The sequence below is a fragment of the Erwinia oleae genome (genome assembly GCF_000770305.1).
In the GTDB taxonomy this organism is placed as follows: Bacteria; Pseudomonadota; Gammaproteobacteria; order Enterobacterales; family Enterobacteriaceae; genus Erwinia; species Erwinia oleae.
Window position 1 is genome coordinate 17,626 of sequence record NZ_JNVB01000030.1, and the last position, 14,394, is coordinate 32,019.

A 14,394-nucleotide genomic window follows, 5' to 3' on the forward strand; every position below is an offset into this window, starting at 1 on the left:
CGCCGGGCATTATAGCCACGGCGCAGGTAAAGACGAAACAACTGATGCTACTCCAACTGCTGTAGCTGACCGCGCGGCGTCACCCGCCAGCGATGCTGGCAGAAAAACAGCAGCGGGTTGTCCTGTTTGCTGTCGCTGTAGCCGCTGTAAAGCTGGAGCGGCGTGCCAATCTTCTCCTCAAGCTGCGCAACCTTTTCGTGCCCCAGACAGCGCATCGCCAGCAGGCGTCCGCCATAGCCGCGCCGCATCTGGCTGGCGATCAGCTTCACACGCGGCAAAAAGGCGGAGTCGAAATAGACCTGTTCCACCAGCGGCTGCGGCGATCCGGTAATCAGCCAGACATCGGCATCGGCGCTGTTGAGATAGTCAATCATACGTTGCTGAACCACGGGAAAAGCGGTTACGCGCTGGCGAAACCACACGGCAAATGCCGCCTCGCGCTTTCTGAGCGCCGTTTCGCTGTGCCCGAAGGTTATCGCCCACAGCAGCAGGCTCATCGGCCAGCGAGCGGCTCGCCCCTTAATCAGCAGGCCCGCGCCGATAACCGGCAGCAACGGCGCCACCAGTAGCAGGTTCAACGGCTGACGCCATAACAGATAGCGCATAAAGGTGCCAAACATGTCCTGCTGGTGCAGCGTGCCGTCCAGATCGAAAAACACCACGCGTCGCGCCTGACCGGTTGTCAAATATTACTCCTCAGGGTCATTAAATCCCATAAACCACGTAAATATGAAGCCGCCGATCACGGCGGCCAGACAGCCTGCCAGATAGAGCATCACTTTCCCGGAAACAATGGTCAGCGCCAGCGGCAGGCCGGAAAGTCCGAAGGTGATCACGGCAGCGACCTTGCCCGAGCTTATCAACGCGCCGCCAACGGCGCCCCCCAGGCAGGCCGCGATGAACGGTTTGCCCAGCGGCAGCGTCACGCCAAAGATCAGCGGCTCGCCGATACCTAAAATACCGACCGGTAGCGCGCCTTTAATCAATTTTTTCAGCCTGTCGCTGCGCGTTTTCATCAGCACCGCAATGGAAGCACCGACCTGCCCCATGCCCGCCATGGCCAGAATCGGCAGCAGCGCGTTAAAACCGTGCGCCTGCACCAACTCCACATGAATGGGCACCAGGCCCTGATGCAGACCGGTCAGCACCAGCGGCAGAAAGGCGCCTGCCAGGACCGCGCCAACCAGCATGCCGCCGCGATCGATCGCCAGCGTGGCGCCGTGCGCTATCGCATCAGAGATCACTCCGCCCAGCGGCTGAAGCACAACTATAGCTATCGTTGCAGTAATAAGTGTAGTCAGAAGCGGATTAAGGATCAGCTCAACGGATTCCGGCAGCCATTCACGCAGCCGTTTTTCAATCCAGCACATCATCACCACCACCAGTAAAACGGCGATCACACCGCCTCTTCCCGGCTGTAGCGCTTCGCCAAACAGCGTAATTTGCGCAAGCTGCGGGCTGGACAAAATCCCTGCCATCACGCCGCCCATCGCGGTAGAGCCGCCGAAAACGCGCGCGGCGTTGACCCCCACAAGGATGTTCATGATCGCAAAAATGGCGGTGCCGAAAATGCCCGCCAGGCCAAGCAGGTTGGGATACTGACTGGCGAAATCGCCGACAACATCCGGACGTTTCAAAATGTTAATGATGCCCACAATCAGCCCGGAGGCAATAAAAGCCGGAATTAGCGGAATAAACACGTTCGCTAACTGGCGTAAGGCGTCGCTCATCGGCGCTTTGTATTTTTTCTTCGCCTCCGCCCTGGCGCTGACAGGGTTTGATGTCGCGTCCGGCATCTGCCCGGTCATCAGGCCGCGCATCGCCTCCACCACTTTGGCCGACGCGCCCGGCCCGACGATAAACTGATGCTGTTGCCCCTGGCGGACATAGCCTTTAACGCCGTCCAGATTGCGTAACGTCGGCAGGTCAACCTGCGCGTCATCGTTAACCTCAACGCGCACGCGCGTCATGCAGTTTTCCAGTTTATTAATATTTCCTGCGCCGCCCATTCCCTGTAATAGTTCGCCTGCAAGACGTTTAGCCTTTTCCATGACCTGATTCCTTTTCTTCCAGCGCCGCGCGCAAAAATCCGTTATGTTTTGCCAGCAGCTCGCCGGCCTGCTCAGCAGTAACGCCGCTCAGCAGCATCAGTATGGCATTCTTCACGTGGTAGTGGCTCTGACGCAACGCCGTTTCCGCGTCTTTAACGGCGCAGCCTGTCGCTTCGCACACCATACGGCAGGCGCGATCCACCAGTTTGACGTTAGTCGCCTGCATATCCACCATCAGGTTTTGATAAACCTTACCGATTTTGACCATCGCCCCGGTTGAGATCATATTCAGCACCAGTTTTTGTGCGGTGCCGGACTTCAGCCGGGTTGAGCCGGTTAACGCTTCCGGGCCGACCACGGGCGAGACGGCAATGTCAGCCTCCTGCGCAATCGGCGAGGCCGGGTTGCAGGAGATGGCGGCGGTACGGCAGCCGAAGGCGCGGGCATAGCGCAGCGCGCCAATCACATACGGCGTACGGCCGGAAGCAGCAAGGCCGATCACCATATCGTTTTTGGTCAGGTCAAGCTGGCGGAGATCCTGCTCGCCCAGTTGCGCATTGTCTTCGGCCCCCTCCACCGCTTTCAGCAACGCGCCGGGGCCGCCCGCAATCAGTCCTACAATCAGGCCGTGCGGCACGCCGAAGGTCGGCGGGCATTCCGCCGCGTCCAGCACGCCCAGACGACCACTGGTGCCCGCGCCCATGTAAATCACTCTGCCGCCAGCCGTCAGTGAAGCCGCAGCGGCATCGACCGCTTTCGCCACCTCAGGCAGCGTCTGGCAAACCGCTTCAGCGACCGTGGCATCCTGTTGATTAAATTTTGTGACCATCGCAAGCGTAGTCAGACCGTCCAGGTTCATCGTATCGGCGTTGCGCGTTTCAGAAATAAGCGAACCAAGATTCATGTAACGTCTCCAGTGAATATAAAATTCAATATAAATAAATAAATAAGGAATATTATATTCCTTCCCGGCGGCATTTTATCTTACTTTGCCCGTGAAATGTGACTCAGCTATCGATAAACTTAGCGCGATGTCGTGGGCAGGCTATGATCACACGTGTCCGTTGGCATCGCTATCAGGAGATATGAATCAATGAGTTCACTGCTGCGTATTCGTCAGCTCTACCCTACCCTGGCGTTAAATGAGCGTCGCCTGGCTGACTTTCTGCTGTCGCAGCCGGATCGCGCGCGGCACCTCAGTTCACAAAAGCTGGCGGAAGAAACGGGCGTCAGCCAGTCAAGCGTGGTGAAATTTGCGCAAAAACTGGGCTATAAGGGTTTTCCGGCGCTCAAGCTCGCCCTGAGTGAATCGCTGGCGGACAGAGATGCCATTACCGTTCACAATCTCATTCTGAGTGACGATCCGCTAAAAATTGTGGGTGAGAAGCTGCTGACGGAAAAGCTGTCGGCTATTCGCGCCACGCTGGATATTAACAGCGAAGAGATGCTGATGGAGACGCTGCGGCTGCTGCGGCAGGCCCGTCGCATTGTGCTGGTCGGCATTGGCGCGTCCGGTCTGGTGGCGAAGGATTTTTCGTGGAAGCTGATGAAAATCGGCATGAGCGCCGTTGCCGAACAGGATATGCATGCGCTGCTGGCCAGCGTTCAGGCGCTGGACGTGGGCGATCTGCTGCTGGCCATCTCCTATACTGGCGAGCGCCGCGAAATCAATCTTGCCGCGCAGGAAGCGCAGCGCGCAGGTGCCAACGTGCTGGCCTTTACTGGTTTTACGCCGAATACGCTGCAACAGTGCGCCACCCACTGTCTGTATACGGTCGCAGAAGAGCAGACCACGCGCAGCGCGGCGATCTCTTCGACCAGCGCCCAGCTGGCGCTTACCGATCTGCTGTTTATGGCGCTGGTGCAGCGCGATCCTGAACGCGCCTCAAGCCATATTCGTCACAGCGAAGCGTTGGTAAAAAAGTTGGTTTAAGGGTTCTGGATAACATTAAGCGCCGATGGCAGCTTGCTGCCTTTAAACTCCCGGGCCGTCGGCGGCTTTTACTACGTCACTGCATTATGATTTGACTATTGACGTTGATAATATTGATCCACACGGCTTGCTGCGGTTGAAAATCATCAGAATGTGCGCGCCGAAACAGATCCCGGGCATTAATTCGTTTTCATAAACTTACGACACCTCGTTAAACAGCGTTCCGCTGAATCAACACTTTTCCGCAAGGCATATTGCGACAGGTAATGTATCAGGCTGCCGTATTGATCGCCTGGAATACGTTGTTTTAATAAAAGAGAAGACGCACAAAGAAGTTTGCCAGTTTATTTACGCACCTCAGGGAATATCTCTTATAAGGAGGTCAGCAAGACATTGGGAGCAGCGAGGGTCTGTGCTAAAATCCGCGCAACGTGCCGATCTTAATTGTTCTGATGATAATTGATTAAAATGGCTTTATTAATTACAAAACGCTGTATTAACTGCGATATGTGCGAGCCGGAGTGCCCGAACGAGGCGATCTTTATGGGCGACGATATTTATCAAATCGATGCCGATCGTTGCACGGAGTGCGTCGGTCATTACGATTCGCCGACCTGCCAGCAGGTCTGCCCGATCGATCACACCATCATCACCGATCCTTCACGTCCGGAGAGCCGTGATGAGCTGTGGGAAAAGTTTGTGGTGCTTGCCGCGTCGTAGCCTCAGCTTTCGATGATCACCGTCGCGCAGGCATAGTTGCGTTCGTCGGCCAGCGTAACGTGCACGTGCGCCACACCCAGTTTTTTTGCCACCTCCGCTGCATGGTCGAAGAAGCGCAGGCCCGGCTTTCCCAGCTCATCGTTGTACACTTCAAACTGATTAAACGCTAAACCACCACGAATGCCGGTGCCAAATGCCTTGGCCGCCGCCTCCTTTACCGCAAATCGTTTGGCAAGGAAGCGCCCCGGCTGCCGATGCGCCTGGTACTGTCGCCATTCGTTTTCACTCAGTACGCGCTGTGCCAGACGCTGGCCTGAGCGGGCGATCACCCCTTCGATACGGGCGATCTCCACAATATCCGTTCCCAGTCCCAGAATCGCCATCAGCGGCGCGCTTCCCGCATCAGATCTTTCATTTCTTTTACCGCCTCTGCCAGCCCGCTCATCACCGCGCGCCCGATAATGGCGTGGCCGATATTGAGTTCGTGCATTTGCGGCAGCGCAGCGATGGGCTGCACGTTGTGGTAGGTCAGGCCGTGCCCGGCGTTAACCTTCAGCCCTTTGCTGTGCGCCCAGGCGGCCGCATCTTTGATCCGCCTGAACTCAGCGTCACGCGCCCGGCCCTCTTCCGCGTCGGCGTAGGCGCCGGTATGTATTTCTATGTAAGGCGCGCCGGTCGCCAGCGCCGCGTCGATCTGCTGATGATCGGCATCGATAAACAGTGAAACAGTAATACCGGCTTCTTTCAGGCGTGAAACCGCCAGGCTGATTTTTTCGACCTGACCGGCCACGTCCAGCCCGCCTTCCGTGGTCACCTCTTCGCGTTTTTCCGGCACCAGACAGCAGAAATGCGGTTTGAGCTCGCAGGCGATATCCACCATTTCATCCGTTACCGCCATTTCCAGGTTCATACGCGTCTGAATGGTCTGCCGCAGAATGCGCACGTCACGATCGGTAATATGGCGGCGATCTTCGCGTAAATGAACGGTAATGCCGTCCGCGCCAGCCTGCTCGGCAACAAAAGCCGCCTGAACCGGATCGGGATAATGCGTGCCGCGCGCATTGCGTACGGTGGCGATGTGATCGATGTTGACACCTAAAAGAAGTTCAGCCATGACGTTCCCCGGAAAATGCGTGATTGCGTATTATATCCTGTGCCGGACATCTGCCAAGGCACCCGTTTTGCTATTGCGTATCGGGCGGCGCGATGTCGCGTTTTTTTGGTGTGAACTGACGAAACAGCTCCTGACTTTTAAGCGGCTTGCCGCCCAGATAGGGCCGCAGCGCCATCCGCGTGAAACGTTTGGCGGCGCGCAGCGTGTCCCGATCGGGAAAGCTACGTTCACTGAGCGCCCGCAGTTCGCGGCCGGTAAAGGTTTTGTTGCCCATCACCAGGCTGGCGGTAAATCCTCTCTCTTCGCGGTACGTATAGGTCATCGCGTCCGTCACTTCTTCTCCGCTGCCCGCGCAGTGCAGGAAGTCAATGCCGTAACCAAGATGGCCGAGCATCGCCAGCTCAAAGCGGCGCAGGGCAGGCTCCGGCGAGCCGCTGGCAGAGGCCAGCGCCTGAAGACAGTGAAGGTAATCGTAGAAGAGTTCGGTAAAGGCGGTTTCCTGCTCCAGCACCCGTGACAGCAGTTCATTCACGTACAGACCGCAGTAGAGAGTCATACCAGAGAGAGGCAGCGCCAGCGAGATAGGCTCCGCGCCGCGCAGCGTTTTGACTTCACCACGGCCGCCCCAGCGCACCAGCAGCGGCGTAAAGGGTTGAAGCGCGCCTTTCAGGCTGGAGCGTTTGGCCCGCGCGCCTTTGGCAACCACGCGAATACGACCGTAGTTCTCCGAAAAAAGATCGAGCATAAGGCTGGTTTCGCTCCACGGACGTCCATGCAGGACAAATGCGCGCTGCCAGCCTTCCATCGGATCAGAGGTCGTCTATGTAGCCCAGACTGCGCAACGCCCGTTCGTCGTCCGCCCAGCCAGACTTCACTTTCACCCAAAGCTCCAGGTGAACCTTCGCCTCAAACATCTCTTCCATGTCCTTACGCGCTTCGATACCGATGGTTTTGATTTTGGCGCCTTTATTGCCAATGACCATCTTTTTCTGACCTTCGCGTTCCACGAGGATCAGGCCATGAATATCGTAACCGCCGCGTTCGTTGGTAACGAACTGCTCAATTTCAACGGTCACCGAGTAAGGCAGCTCCGCGCCAAGGAAACGCATCAGCTTTTCACGAATGATCTCTGACGCCATAAAGCGCTGGGAGCGATCGGTAATGTAGTCTTCCGGAAAATGGTGTTCGGCTTCCGGCAGGCATTTACGCGCAATGCTGGCAATGGTATCGACGTTTTTCCCGCTTTCGGCGGAGATCGGCACTATGTCCATAAAATTCATCTGCTGACTGAGGAATTGCAGATGCGGCAGCAGAATACTCTTGTCAGTGATGTTATCGACTTTATTGATTGCCAGCAGCACCGGCACTTTGCCGTCTTTCAGCTTATTCAGCACCATTTCGTCGTCGGCCGTCCAGCGGGTGCCTTCCACAACGAAAACAACCAGCTCAACATCGCCGATTGAGCTGCTCGCCGCACGGTTCATCAGGCGATTGATCGCCCTTTTCTCTTCGATGTGCAGGCCTGGCGTGTCCACGTAGATAGCCTGATACGCACCTTCGGTATGAATACCCATGATGCGGTGGCGCGTGGTTTGCGGCTTGCGCGAGGTAATAGAAACTTTCTGCCCCAGAAGCTGGTTCAGTAAGGTGGATTTTCCGACGTTCGGACGGCCTACAATCGCAATAAAGCCGCATCGGGTAGTTTGTTCGCTCATTCGAGTCCTAACTTGATCAGCGCCTGTTCGGCCGCTGCCTGCTCAGCTTTGCGACGACTGGAGCCGGTTCCTACAACCGGTTCAGTCATGCCGCTCACCTGGCAGTGAATGGTAAATTCCTGATCGTGCGCTTCGCCCCGCACCTGCACTACCAGATAAGATGGCAGCGGCAGATGGCGACCCTGCAAATACTCCTGCAAGCGCGTTTTTGGATCTTTCTGCTTATCGCCCGGACTGATCTGATCCAGACGACTGGTATACCAGTAGAGGATCAGCTTTTCGACCGTCTGAATGTCACTGTCGAGAAATACGCCGCCAATCAACGCCTCAACGGTATCGGCCAGGATCGACTCACGACGATAGCCGCCGCTTTTCAGCTCGCCCGGCCCCAGGCGAAGACATTCGCCGAGGTCAAACTCACGCGCCATCTCCGCCAGCGTATTGCCGCGTACCAGCGTGGCGCGCATGCGGCTCATATCGCCTTCATCAACGCGCGGAAAGCGGTGATAGAGCGCGTTGGCAATCACATAGCTGAGAATCGAATCACCAAGGAACTCAAGCCGCTCATTGTGCTTGCTGCTCGCGCTGCGGTGAGTAAGCGCTTGCTGTAACAGTTCCTGATGAGTAAAAGTGTAGCCCAGCTTGCGCTGAAGCCTGTTAATTACGATGGGATTCATGTGTTACCAGTGTCTGAATGCGTCAAAAATCTGCACACGGAACAGGGCTGGACGAACCAACACGAAACTGTTTCGTGTGCAGTGGCTTCCGGTCAGAAGCCACCCCCTTTATCACGCCGCCCGCAGGACGACGTTAATGAATACCGCCAATACGGCTCAGACGGACGCCGGTAGGCCACTCGCCTTCCTGCTTCTCAAAGCTCATCCAGATAGCAGTGGCTTTACCGACCAGATTCCGTTCAGGTACAAAACCCCAGTAACGGCTGTCCGCGCTGTTATCGCGGTTGTCGCCCATCATGAAGTACATGCCTTCCGGCACTACCCATGACGACTGCGGCTGACCCGGCTGCTGATAGTAAGAACTGGCCTGGCTCTGCGCCTGGGTCACCAGCAGAATATTATGCGTCACCTTGTCCAGCGTTTCGCTACGCGCCGCCAGCCGCAGCCCGCCACGCATCGATTGCTCTTTCGGGACCTGATAAAAACCGTTGCCCACTTCATTGCCGTCAAAGCCGCTGAAGGTTTGAATGAAGTCGCTCGGCTGCACGTCAGAATAGGCGATCGGCAGCGCTTTTTCACAGTGCTGGCTCTCCGCGCAGGCAGGGTTGATCGTCACCGTTTTGCTGTTGGGATCGTAGCTGACGCGGTCGCCCGGCAGACCGATTACGCGCTTAATGTAATCCATGCTTGGATCTTTCGGGTATTTAAATACCGCGATGTCGCCGCGCTTTGGATGCCCGGTCGGGATCAGCGTCGTTTGGGTAATCGGATCTTTGATGCCGTAGGCAAACTTCTCAACCAGAATGAAATCGCCAATCAGCAGGGTTGGCATCATCGAACCGGACGGGATTTGAAACGGTTCGTAAATAAAAGAACGCACCACGAATACCAGCAGCAGCACCGGAAACACCGACGCGGCGGTTTCGATCCAGCCCGGCTGTTTCGCCACAACCTTCTGCCCGTTTGCTCCCGCATCCGCCTCGGCTGCCGCAGCGGCGGCACGGCGGGCCGGCGCCCATTTGTAGCGGTCAATACACCAGATGATTCCGGTTACCAACGTTGCAATCGCCAAAATCAGGGCGAACATATTAGCCATTCCAGTTCCCTCGAAGCCCGCGGCCCTTATTTACTGTCTTTACCGACGTGGAGAATGGCAAGGAACGCCTCCTGAGGCAGCTCGACGTTACCGACCTGTTTCATGCGTTTCTTACCCTCTTTCTGTTTCTGTAACAGCTTTTTCTTACGGCTGACGTCGCCGCCGTAGCACTTCGCCAGCACGTTTTTACGCAGCTGTTTCACGGTTGAACGGGCAATGATGTGGTTGCCGATAGCGGCCTGAATCGCGATATCAAACTGCTGACGAGGAATAAGTTCCTTCATCTTTTCAACCAGATCGCGACCGCGGTAAGGCGCGTTATCGCGATGGGTGATCAGCGCAAGTGCATCAACGCGTTCGCCGTTAATCAGCACGTCCACGCGCACCATATCGGACGCCTGGAAACGCTTGAAGTTGTAATCCAGCGAGGCATATCCGCGCGACGTTGATTTCAGGCGGTCAAAGAAGTCCAGCACCACTTCTGCCATCGGGATTTCATAAGTCAGCGCAACCTGGTTGCCGTGATAAACCATGTTGGTCTGCACGCCGCGCTTTTCGATGCAGAGCGTGATGACGTTGCCGAGGTACTCCTGCGGCAGCAGCATATGACACTCAGCGACAGGTTCGCGCAGTTCTTCAATATTGTTCAGTGCTGGCAGCTTGGACGGGCTGTCGACATAGACCGTTTCACCTGCGGTAGTCAGCACTTCGTAAACAACGGTGGGCGCCGTGGTGATCAGATCGAGATCGTACTCACGCTCCAGACGCTCCTGAATGATCTCCATATGCAGCAGGCCAAGGAAGCCGCAGCGGAAACCGAAGCCCAGCGCCGTCGAGCTTTCCGGCTCGTAAAACAGCGAGGCGTCGTTGAGGCTCAGTTTGCCCAGCGCGTCGCGAAAGCCTTCATAGTCATCAGAGCTGATCGGGAAGAGGCCGGCGTAAACCTGCGGCTTCACTTTTTTAAAGCCTGGCAGCGATTTTTCGGCAGGATTGCGCGAAAGCGTTAGCGTATCGCCAACCGGCGCGCCAAGAATGTCTTTGATCGCACAAACCAGCCAGCCTACTTCGCCGCACTTCAGCACGTCGCGATCGACGCGTTTCGGGGTGAAAATACCCAAACGGTCAGCGTTATACACCTGGCCGGTGCTCATCACCTTCACTTTTTCGCCTTTGCGCAGGCTGCCGTTTTTAATACGGATCAGCGAAACCACGCCAAGGTAGTTATCAAACCATGAGTCAATGATCAGCGCCTGTAAGGGGCCGTCAGGATCGCCTTCCGGCGCAGGGATATCGCGCACCAGGCGCTCCAGCACCTCCGGCACGCCCACGCCGGTTTTCGCGGAACAGCGCACGGCGTCGGTGGCGTCAATACCCACAATGTCTTCAATTTCCTGCGAAACGCGATCGGGATCGGCGGCAGGCAAATCGATTTTGTTCAGAACCGGTACAACTTCCAGATCCATTTCCATGGCGGTGTAGCAGTTGGCCAGCGTTTGCGCCTCAACGCCCTGCCCGGCGTCAACCACCAGCAGCGCGCCTTCACAGGCCGCAAGTGAACGGGAGACCTCATAGGAGAAGTCGACGTGGCCGGGCGTGTCGATAAAATTGAGCTGGTAAGTTTCACCGTCTTGCGCGTGGTAATCGAGCGTAACGCTTTGCGCTTTAATGGTAATGCCGCGCTCACGTTCAAGATCCATGGAGTCCAGAACCTGCGCAGCCATCTCACGCTCAGTCAGCCCGCCGCAAATCTGAATCAGGCGGTCGGAAAGCGTTGATTTGCCGTGGTCGATGTGAGCGATGATAGAAAAGTTTCTTATGTGCTTCATTATAGAGGTTTTTCTGCCTTACAAATGCTGGAACCATACCGGCTGGCGCCGACGGAGCGTGATATTACAGGCAGCGCTTTGCCCGAAAAAGTGCATTCTACACTACATATCAGGGTGGTGGAATCATCGCAGGCGGGCAATAACCCGCGGAAAAAAACTGTACGAGGGGATCGGGCTGGTTTTGCGGTAAAAATAGCGCATTTTGCAGGGAAACGTGCGCCGTCGCGGCGCGTTTCAGGCATCGCTCTCGACGCGCAACGCGTCAGGTGGAAGTGCAACGCTTAAAATTACCGGCTGATACGCGGCGCTTTTACCCAGATAGCTGGAAAGCCCCTTCGCGACGATGAAGCCGCCGACGCCGCCGAGCAGTGCGCCCGCCGCCGCCGCCAGATCGCTGTGAAACAGCATCTGAAACAGGCCGGCAAGAAGAAACAATCCCAGCAGCGGCGTCATATAGACTAACAGCGCGGAACTGAGCAGGCTTTTTTCTGCGATACCCAGCTCGATACGCTGACCGACCTTGAGCGGTTCAGCGCTCGCCACCTTCATCACGTGCGCGTTCTTCGGGCCCAGCTTATTCAGCATGTGGCTGCCGCATCCCTTGCGGGCCGAACAGCTGCTGCATGACGTTTTCATTTCTGAATGCAGCGTGGCGACGCCGTCCTGCCACGCAACGACCGTGGCCCATTCTCTCATCATCGCGCGGCTCCTGTATTAACGCTTTCAGCGATACGTTTGGCGGTTGACGGCGGCAGCTCACCCACCACCGTAATCTCTCTGTTATTGCGCACTTCCGTCTGTACGGTACGGCGTCCTGTGCGCAGGAGCTGCGCGGCGCTGTTTTTATCCGCTGCGCTGACGTTAACGGAGAAGCTGAACAGACCATCTGAATAGAGGCGTGACTCTACCGGTTTGTTCAGCGACGGTATCTGTCTGCGGCTTTGCGTGATCTCTTTCATACCTGCCGGGAGCCAGCCTGGCCGCCAGTCAAAGGTCGCGTTTTCACTCACCGGCACGGAGAGCGACGGCGGCAGCTCCGCTTTTTCCAGCCCCTGCATCATGTTGCGGACGCCTTCATCGACGGCAAAACTCACCACGCGAAACTGTTCCAGCGTGTCGCCGTCGCGGTCGAGCAGGTCAATGCGCAGCGGCAGGCGGGTATCGCTGTCCAGCCAGACAATGTAGCTGTAGCGGGTACCGTCTCGCGCCACAATGCGTATAACTTCACACATTTGATCGGCAATGCGCGCGCGCCCAACCGGCACAAAATCATAGTCCGCGGAAATCTGCTGAAAGTCAGCGTACACCAGCGAAGGCAGCGCATCGACGATGTGGTCGCCCGCGAGGGTGAACGGCTCAAGGCCCGGTTCGAAATAGCTCACCTCTTTGCCACGCTGAATAATTTCACGGCGCGGCCCGTCCATTTGCAGCAGCTGCGCATAGACTTTCTCGTTCAGCACCGCATGGCGGTAACGCAGAGACTCAATGCCAAGCCTGGAAACGTTGATATAGGCGAGTTCATAGTTGAGGGACTGGCTGGCCTGCTCCATCTGTTGCAAGAGCGCCCCGGAGGTGGTTTCCGCCGGGGCGACGCTGGAGTATATCAGGCTGCCAGCCATAAGGCTGACGGCGTACCAGATTTGCTTCATTACTGCTGCTGAATTCCTAACGACTGATTACCCGGAACCTGAACGGCCGCCTGCTGCGCAGGATTTTGCTCTAACTGGAGCCTGTCCGCGTGCAGACGACGTTGCAACTCATAGTCCTGCAACATGGCATTGACGCGGCGACGCTGATCCTGCACCTGCTGCGTCGCGTTATTATTAGTCGCGCTTTCAGACGGCACGCCGAGACTTACCGGCGAGGCCTGGCCCATCATCGGCAGCGTGTTGAACACCGGCGAATCCGATTCGACCTGACCGCCTTCCGGCTGGTTATAGTGCTGCACGCCGACAATAACAGCCAGAGATACGCAGGCTGCCACGCCGACCTGGACGATCTGCGCCGCCCAGGGACGCGCTTTATGCCAGAAAGGCATATGCCGATACTGCTCAGGTTCAGGCTGCGCTTCCAGTATCAGCGGAGCGATATTTCTTACCGGCTCATTTGCGATTGCAGAGGCGACGCGCGCAGCGATATCAAAATGAACGTGCTGCTCCACATCTCCACGCAGCGTATCGCGAATGAGATGATAGCTCTCCCACTCCCTCTGGAGCGATGCATCTTCAGACAGTGCGGTTAAAACTTCAGCGTTCGAAGTTTCTCCATCCATTAAAGCGGAAAGTTGTTCTTTCTGCATGCCTCAGTACCCTTCGTGTATCCGCCGTAACTAGCGTTGGATCAGCGGTTGGATTTTACTGTCGATAGCCTCACGCGCCCGAAATATTCGGGAGCGGACTGTACCGACGGGACACTCCATAATGGCGGCTATTTCTTCATAGCTTAGACCATCCAGCTCCCGCAACGTGATAGCCATTCTTAAATCGTCGGGAAGCGTTTCGATGGTACGAAAAACGGTTTGTCGCAACTCTTCTGACAACATTAAGTTCTCAGGGTTCGAAATTTCTTTCAGCGCGCCTGCGCTTTCAAAGTTTTCCGCGTCAATGGCATCAACGTCGCTGGAAGGCGGACGGCGCCCCTGAGCCACCAGATAATTTTTCGCCGTGTTCACGGCTATCCGGTAAAGCCAGGTATAAAAGGCGCTGTCGCCGCGAAACGATTCCAGCGCGCGATACGCTTTAATAAAGGTTTCCTGCGCCACGTCAGGCACGTCTCCTGAAGGCACATAGCGGGAAACCAGACTCGCCACTTTATGCTGGTAGCGAATTACCAGTAAATTGAATGCTTTCTGATCTCCCTTCTGCACTCGTTCAACGAGAACCTGATCCGTTATCTGCTCGCTCATCCGAGGTAATGTCTCCCCAAACTCTGTGCCATGCGTTCCTGAACGACTCGCAAAAATTCATACTTTTCGAACAAGCTTTCGCTTTGATTAATCGCCATGAGTAAAGTTCCGTTACGCCGTTATATTTATGATGGGTGGCGGGTAATGTGCGACCAGCGATTGTTTTTTTACTTTCTGTCTGGTCGAACAGCCACTGCAATTTCTTCGTTACTTTTTCTGTAACATGCCCCGCCACGCCGCAGAGTACCCCATGAAGCATGCTTTTTCATCTTTAAATCATGGCATTTCGTGACAGTTCGCCATAGTAAACGCTTTCTGTTTTACTGTGTTTTTTTGCCGCTCGCCTTATGACGACGA

At 56.2% G+C, this 14,394-nt stretch carries 16 protein-coding genes; 2 read left to right on the forward strand and 14 right to left on the reverse strand.

From position 1 onward, the window contains the following. Positions 1-47 precede the first annotated feature (47 nt). Genes yfhb through murQ form a run of 3 tightly spaced genes read right to left on the reverse strand, consistent with a single transcriptional unit; the run spans position 48 to position 2,955 of the window. Positions 48-686, reverse strand: coding sequence for a phosphatidylglycerophosphatase C (gene yfhb / locus GS12_RS11480; protein ID WP_034916402.1), 639 nt, complete (start codon positions 684-686; stop codon positions 48-50). Positions 687-689: 3 nt separating this feature from the next. Next, complete coding sequence (locus tag GS12_RS11485; protein WP_034947030.1) at positions 690-2,051, reverse strand: PTS transporter subunit EIIC; 1,362 nt, start codon at positions 2,049-2,051, stop codon at positions 690-692. Then, the gene (murQ, locus tag GS12_RS11490; protein ID WP_034947033.1) at positions 2,038-2,955 is read right to left on the reverse strand and encodes an N-acetylmuramic acid 6-phosphate etherase; all 918 of its coding nucleotides are present in this window, start codon (positions 2,953-2,955) and stop codon (positions 2,038-2,040) included. Before murQ ends, GS12_RS11485 begins: the two co-directional genes overlap by 14 nt. 189 nt (positions 2,956-3,144) lie before the next feature. Here murQ and GS12_RS11495 point away from each other — a divergent pair, with 189 nt between their 5' ends. Together GS12_RS11495 and GS12_RS11500 are read left to right on the forward strand one after the other, a co-directional pair. Next, on the forward strand, positions 3,145-3,984 hold the full coding sequence (locus GS12_RS11495) for a MurR/RpiR family transcriptional regulator (protein ID WP_034916408.1): 840 nt from the start codon (positions 3,145-3,147) through the stop codon (positions 3,982-3,984). Positions 3,985-4,452: 468 nt separating this feature from the next. Then, the gene (locus tag GS12_RS11500) at positions 4,453-4,704 is read left to right on the forward strand and encodes a YfhL family 4Fe-4S dicluster ferredoxin (protein WP_034919308.1); all 252 of its coding nucleotides are present in this window, start codon (positions 4,453-4,455) and stop codon (positions 4,702-4,704) included. Between the two features lie 2 nt (positions 4,705-4,706). Here GS12_RS11500 and acpS read toward each other — a convergent pair whose 3' ends face one another. From acpS to rpoE, 11 genes are all read right to left on the reverse strand, one after another. After that, a complete protein-coding gene (gene acpS, locus GS12_RS11505) occupies positions 4,707-5,087 on the reverse strand; it encodes a holo-ACP synthase (protein WP_034947036.1) in 381 nt (126 codons plus the stop codon). After that, entirely contained in the window at positions 5,087-5,818 is a 732-nt protein-coding gene (pdxJ, locus tag GS12_RS11510; protein ID WP_034916412.1) for a pyridoxine 5'-phosphate synthase, read from the reverse strand. Before pdxJ ends, acpS begins: the two co-directional genes overlap by 1 nt. 70 nt (positions 5,819-5,888) lie before the next feature. Further along, a complete protein-coding gene (gene recO / locus GS12_RS11515; RefSeq protein WP_034947039.1) occupies positions 5,889-6,623 on the reverse strand; it encodes a DNA repair protein RecO in 735 nt (244 codons plus the stop codon). 4 nt (positions 6,624-6,627) lie between these two features. After that, complete coding sequence (era, locus tag GS12_RS11520; protein WP_034916416.1) at positions 6,628-7,533, reverse strand: GTPase Era; 906 nt, start codon at positions 7,531-7,533, stop codon at positions 6,628-6,630. Continuing rightward, positions 7,530-8,210: a ribonuclease III gene (gene rnc, locus GS12_RS11525; protein WP_034916418.1), complete on the reverse strand. Its 681-nt coding sequence runs from the start codon at positions 8,208-8,210 to the stop codon at positions 7,530-7,532. Before rnc ends, era begins: the two co-directional genes overlap by 4 nt. Positions 8,211-8,343: 133 nt before the next feature. Then, positions 8,344-9,306, reverse strand: a complete 963-nt coding sequence (gene lepB, locus GS12_RS11530) for a signal peptidase I (protein WP_034947042.1) — start codon at positions 9,304-9,306, stop codon at positions 8,344-8,346. A gap of 26 nt (positions 9,307-9,332) precedes the next feature. After that, complete coding sequence (lepA, locus tag GS12_RS11535) at positions 9,333-11,132, reverse strand: translation elongation factor 4 (protein ID WP_034916421.1); 1,800 nt, start codon at positions 11,130-11,132, stop codon at positions 9,333-9,335. A 234-nt stretch (positions 11,133-11,366) separates the two neighbouring features. Beyond that, positions 11,367-11,831 carry a SoxR-reducing system protein RseC gene (gene rseC, locus GS12_RS11540; protein ID WP_034947044.1) on the reverse strand — a complete coding sequence of 155 codons (465 nt, stop codon included), beginning with the start codon at positions 11,829-11,831 and terminating at the stop codon, positions 11,367-11,369. Then, complete coding sequence (gene rseB / locus GS12_RS11545; RefSeq protein WP_034947047.1) at positions 11,828-12,781, reverse strand: sigma-E factor regulatory protein RseB; 954 nt, start codon at positions 12,779-12,781, stop codon at positions 11,828-11,830. The genes rseC and rseB overlap by 4 nt, the downstream gene beginning before the upstream one ends. Beyond that, the gene (gene rseA, locus GS12_RS11550) at positions 12,781-13,431 is read right to left on the reverse strand and encodes an anti-sigma-E factor RseA (protein WP_034947050.1); all 651 of its coding nucleotides are present in this window, start codon (positions 13,429-13,431) and stop codon (positions 12,781-12,783) included. Before rseA ends, rseB begins: the two co-directional genes overlap by 1 nt. A 30-nt stretch (positions 13,432-13,461) precedes the next feature. Next, positions 13,462-14,037, reverse strand: coding sequence for an RNA polymerase sigma factor RpoE (rpoE, locus tag GS12_RS11555; RefSeq protein ID WP_034916427.1), 576 nt, complete (start codon positions 14,035-14,037; stop codon positions 13,462-13,464). Between the last annotated feature and the right edge of the window lie 357 nt (positions 14,038-14,394).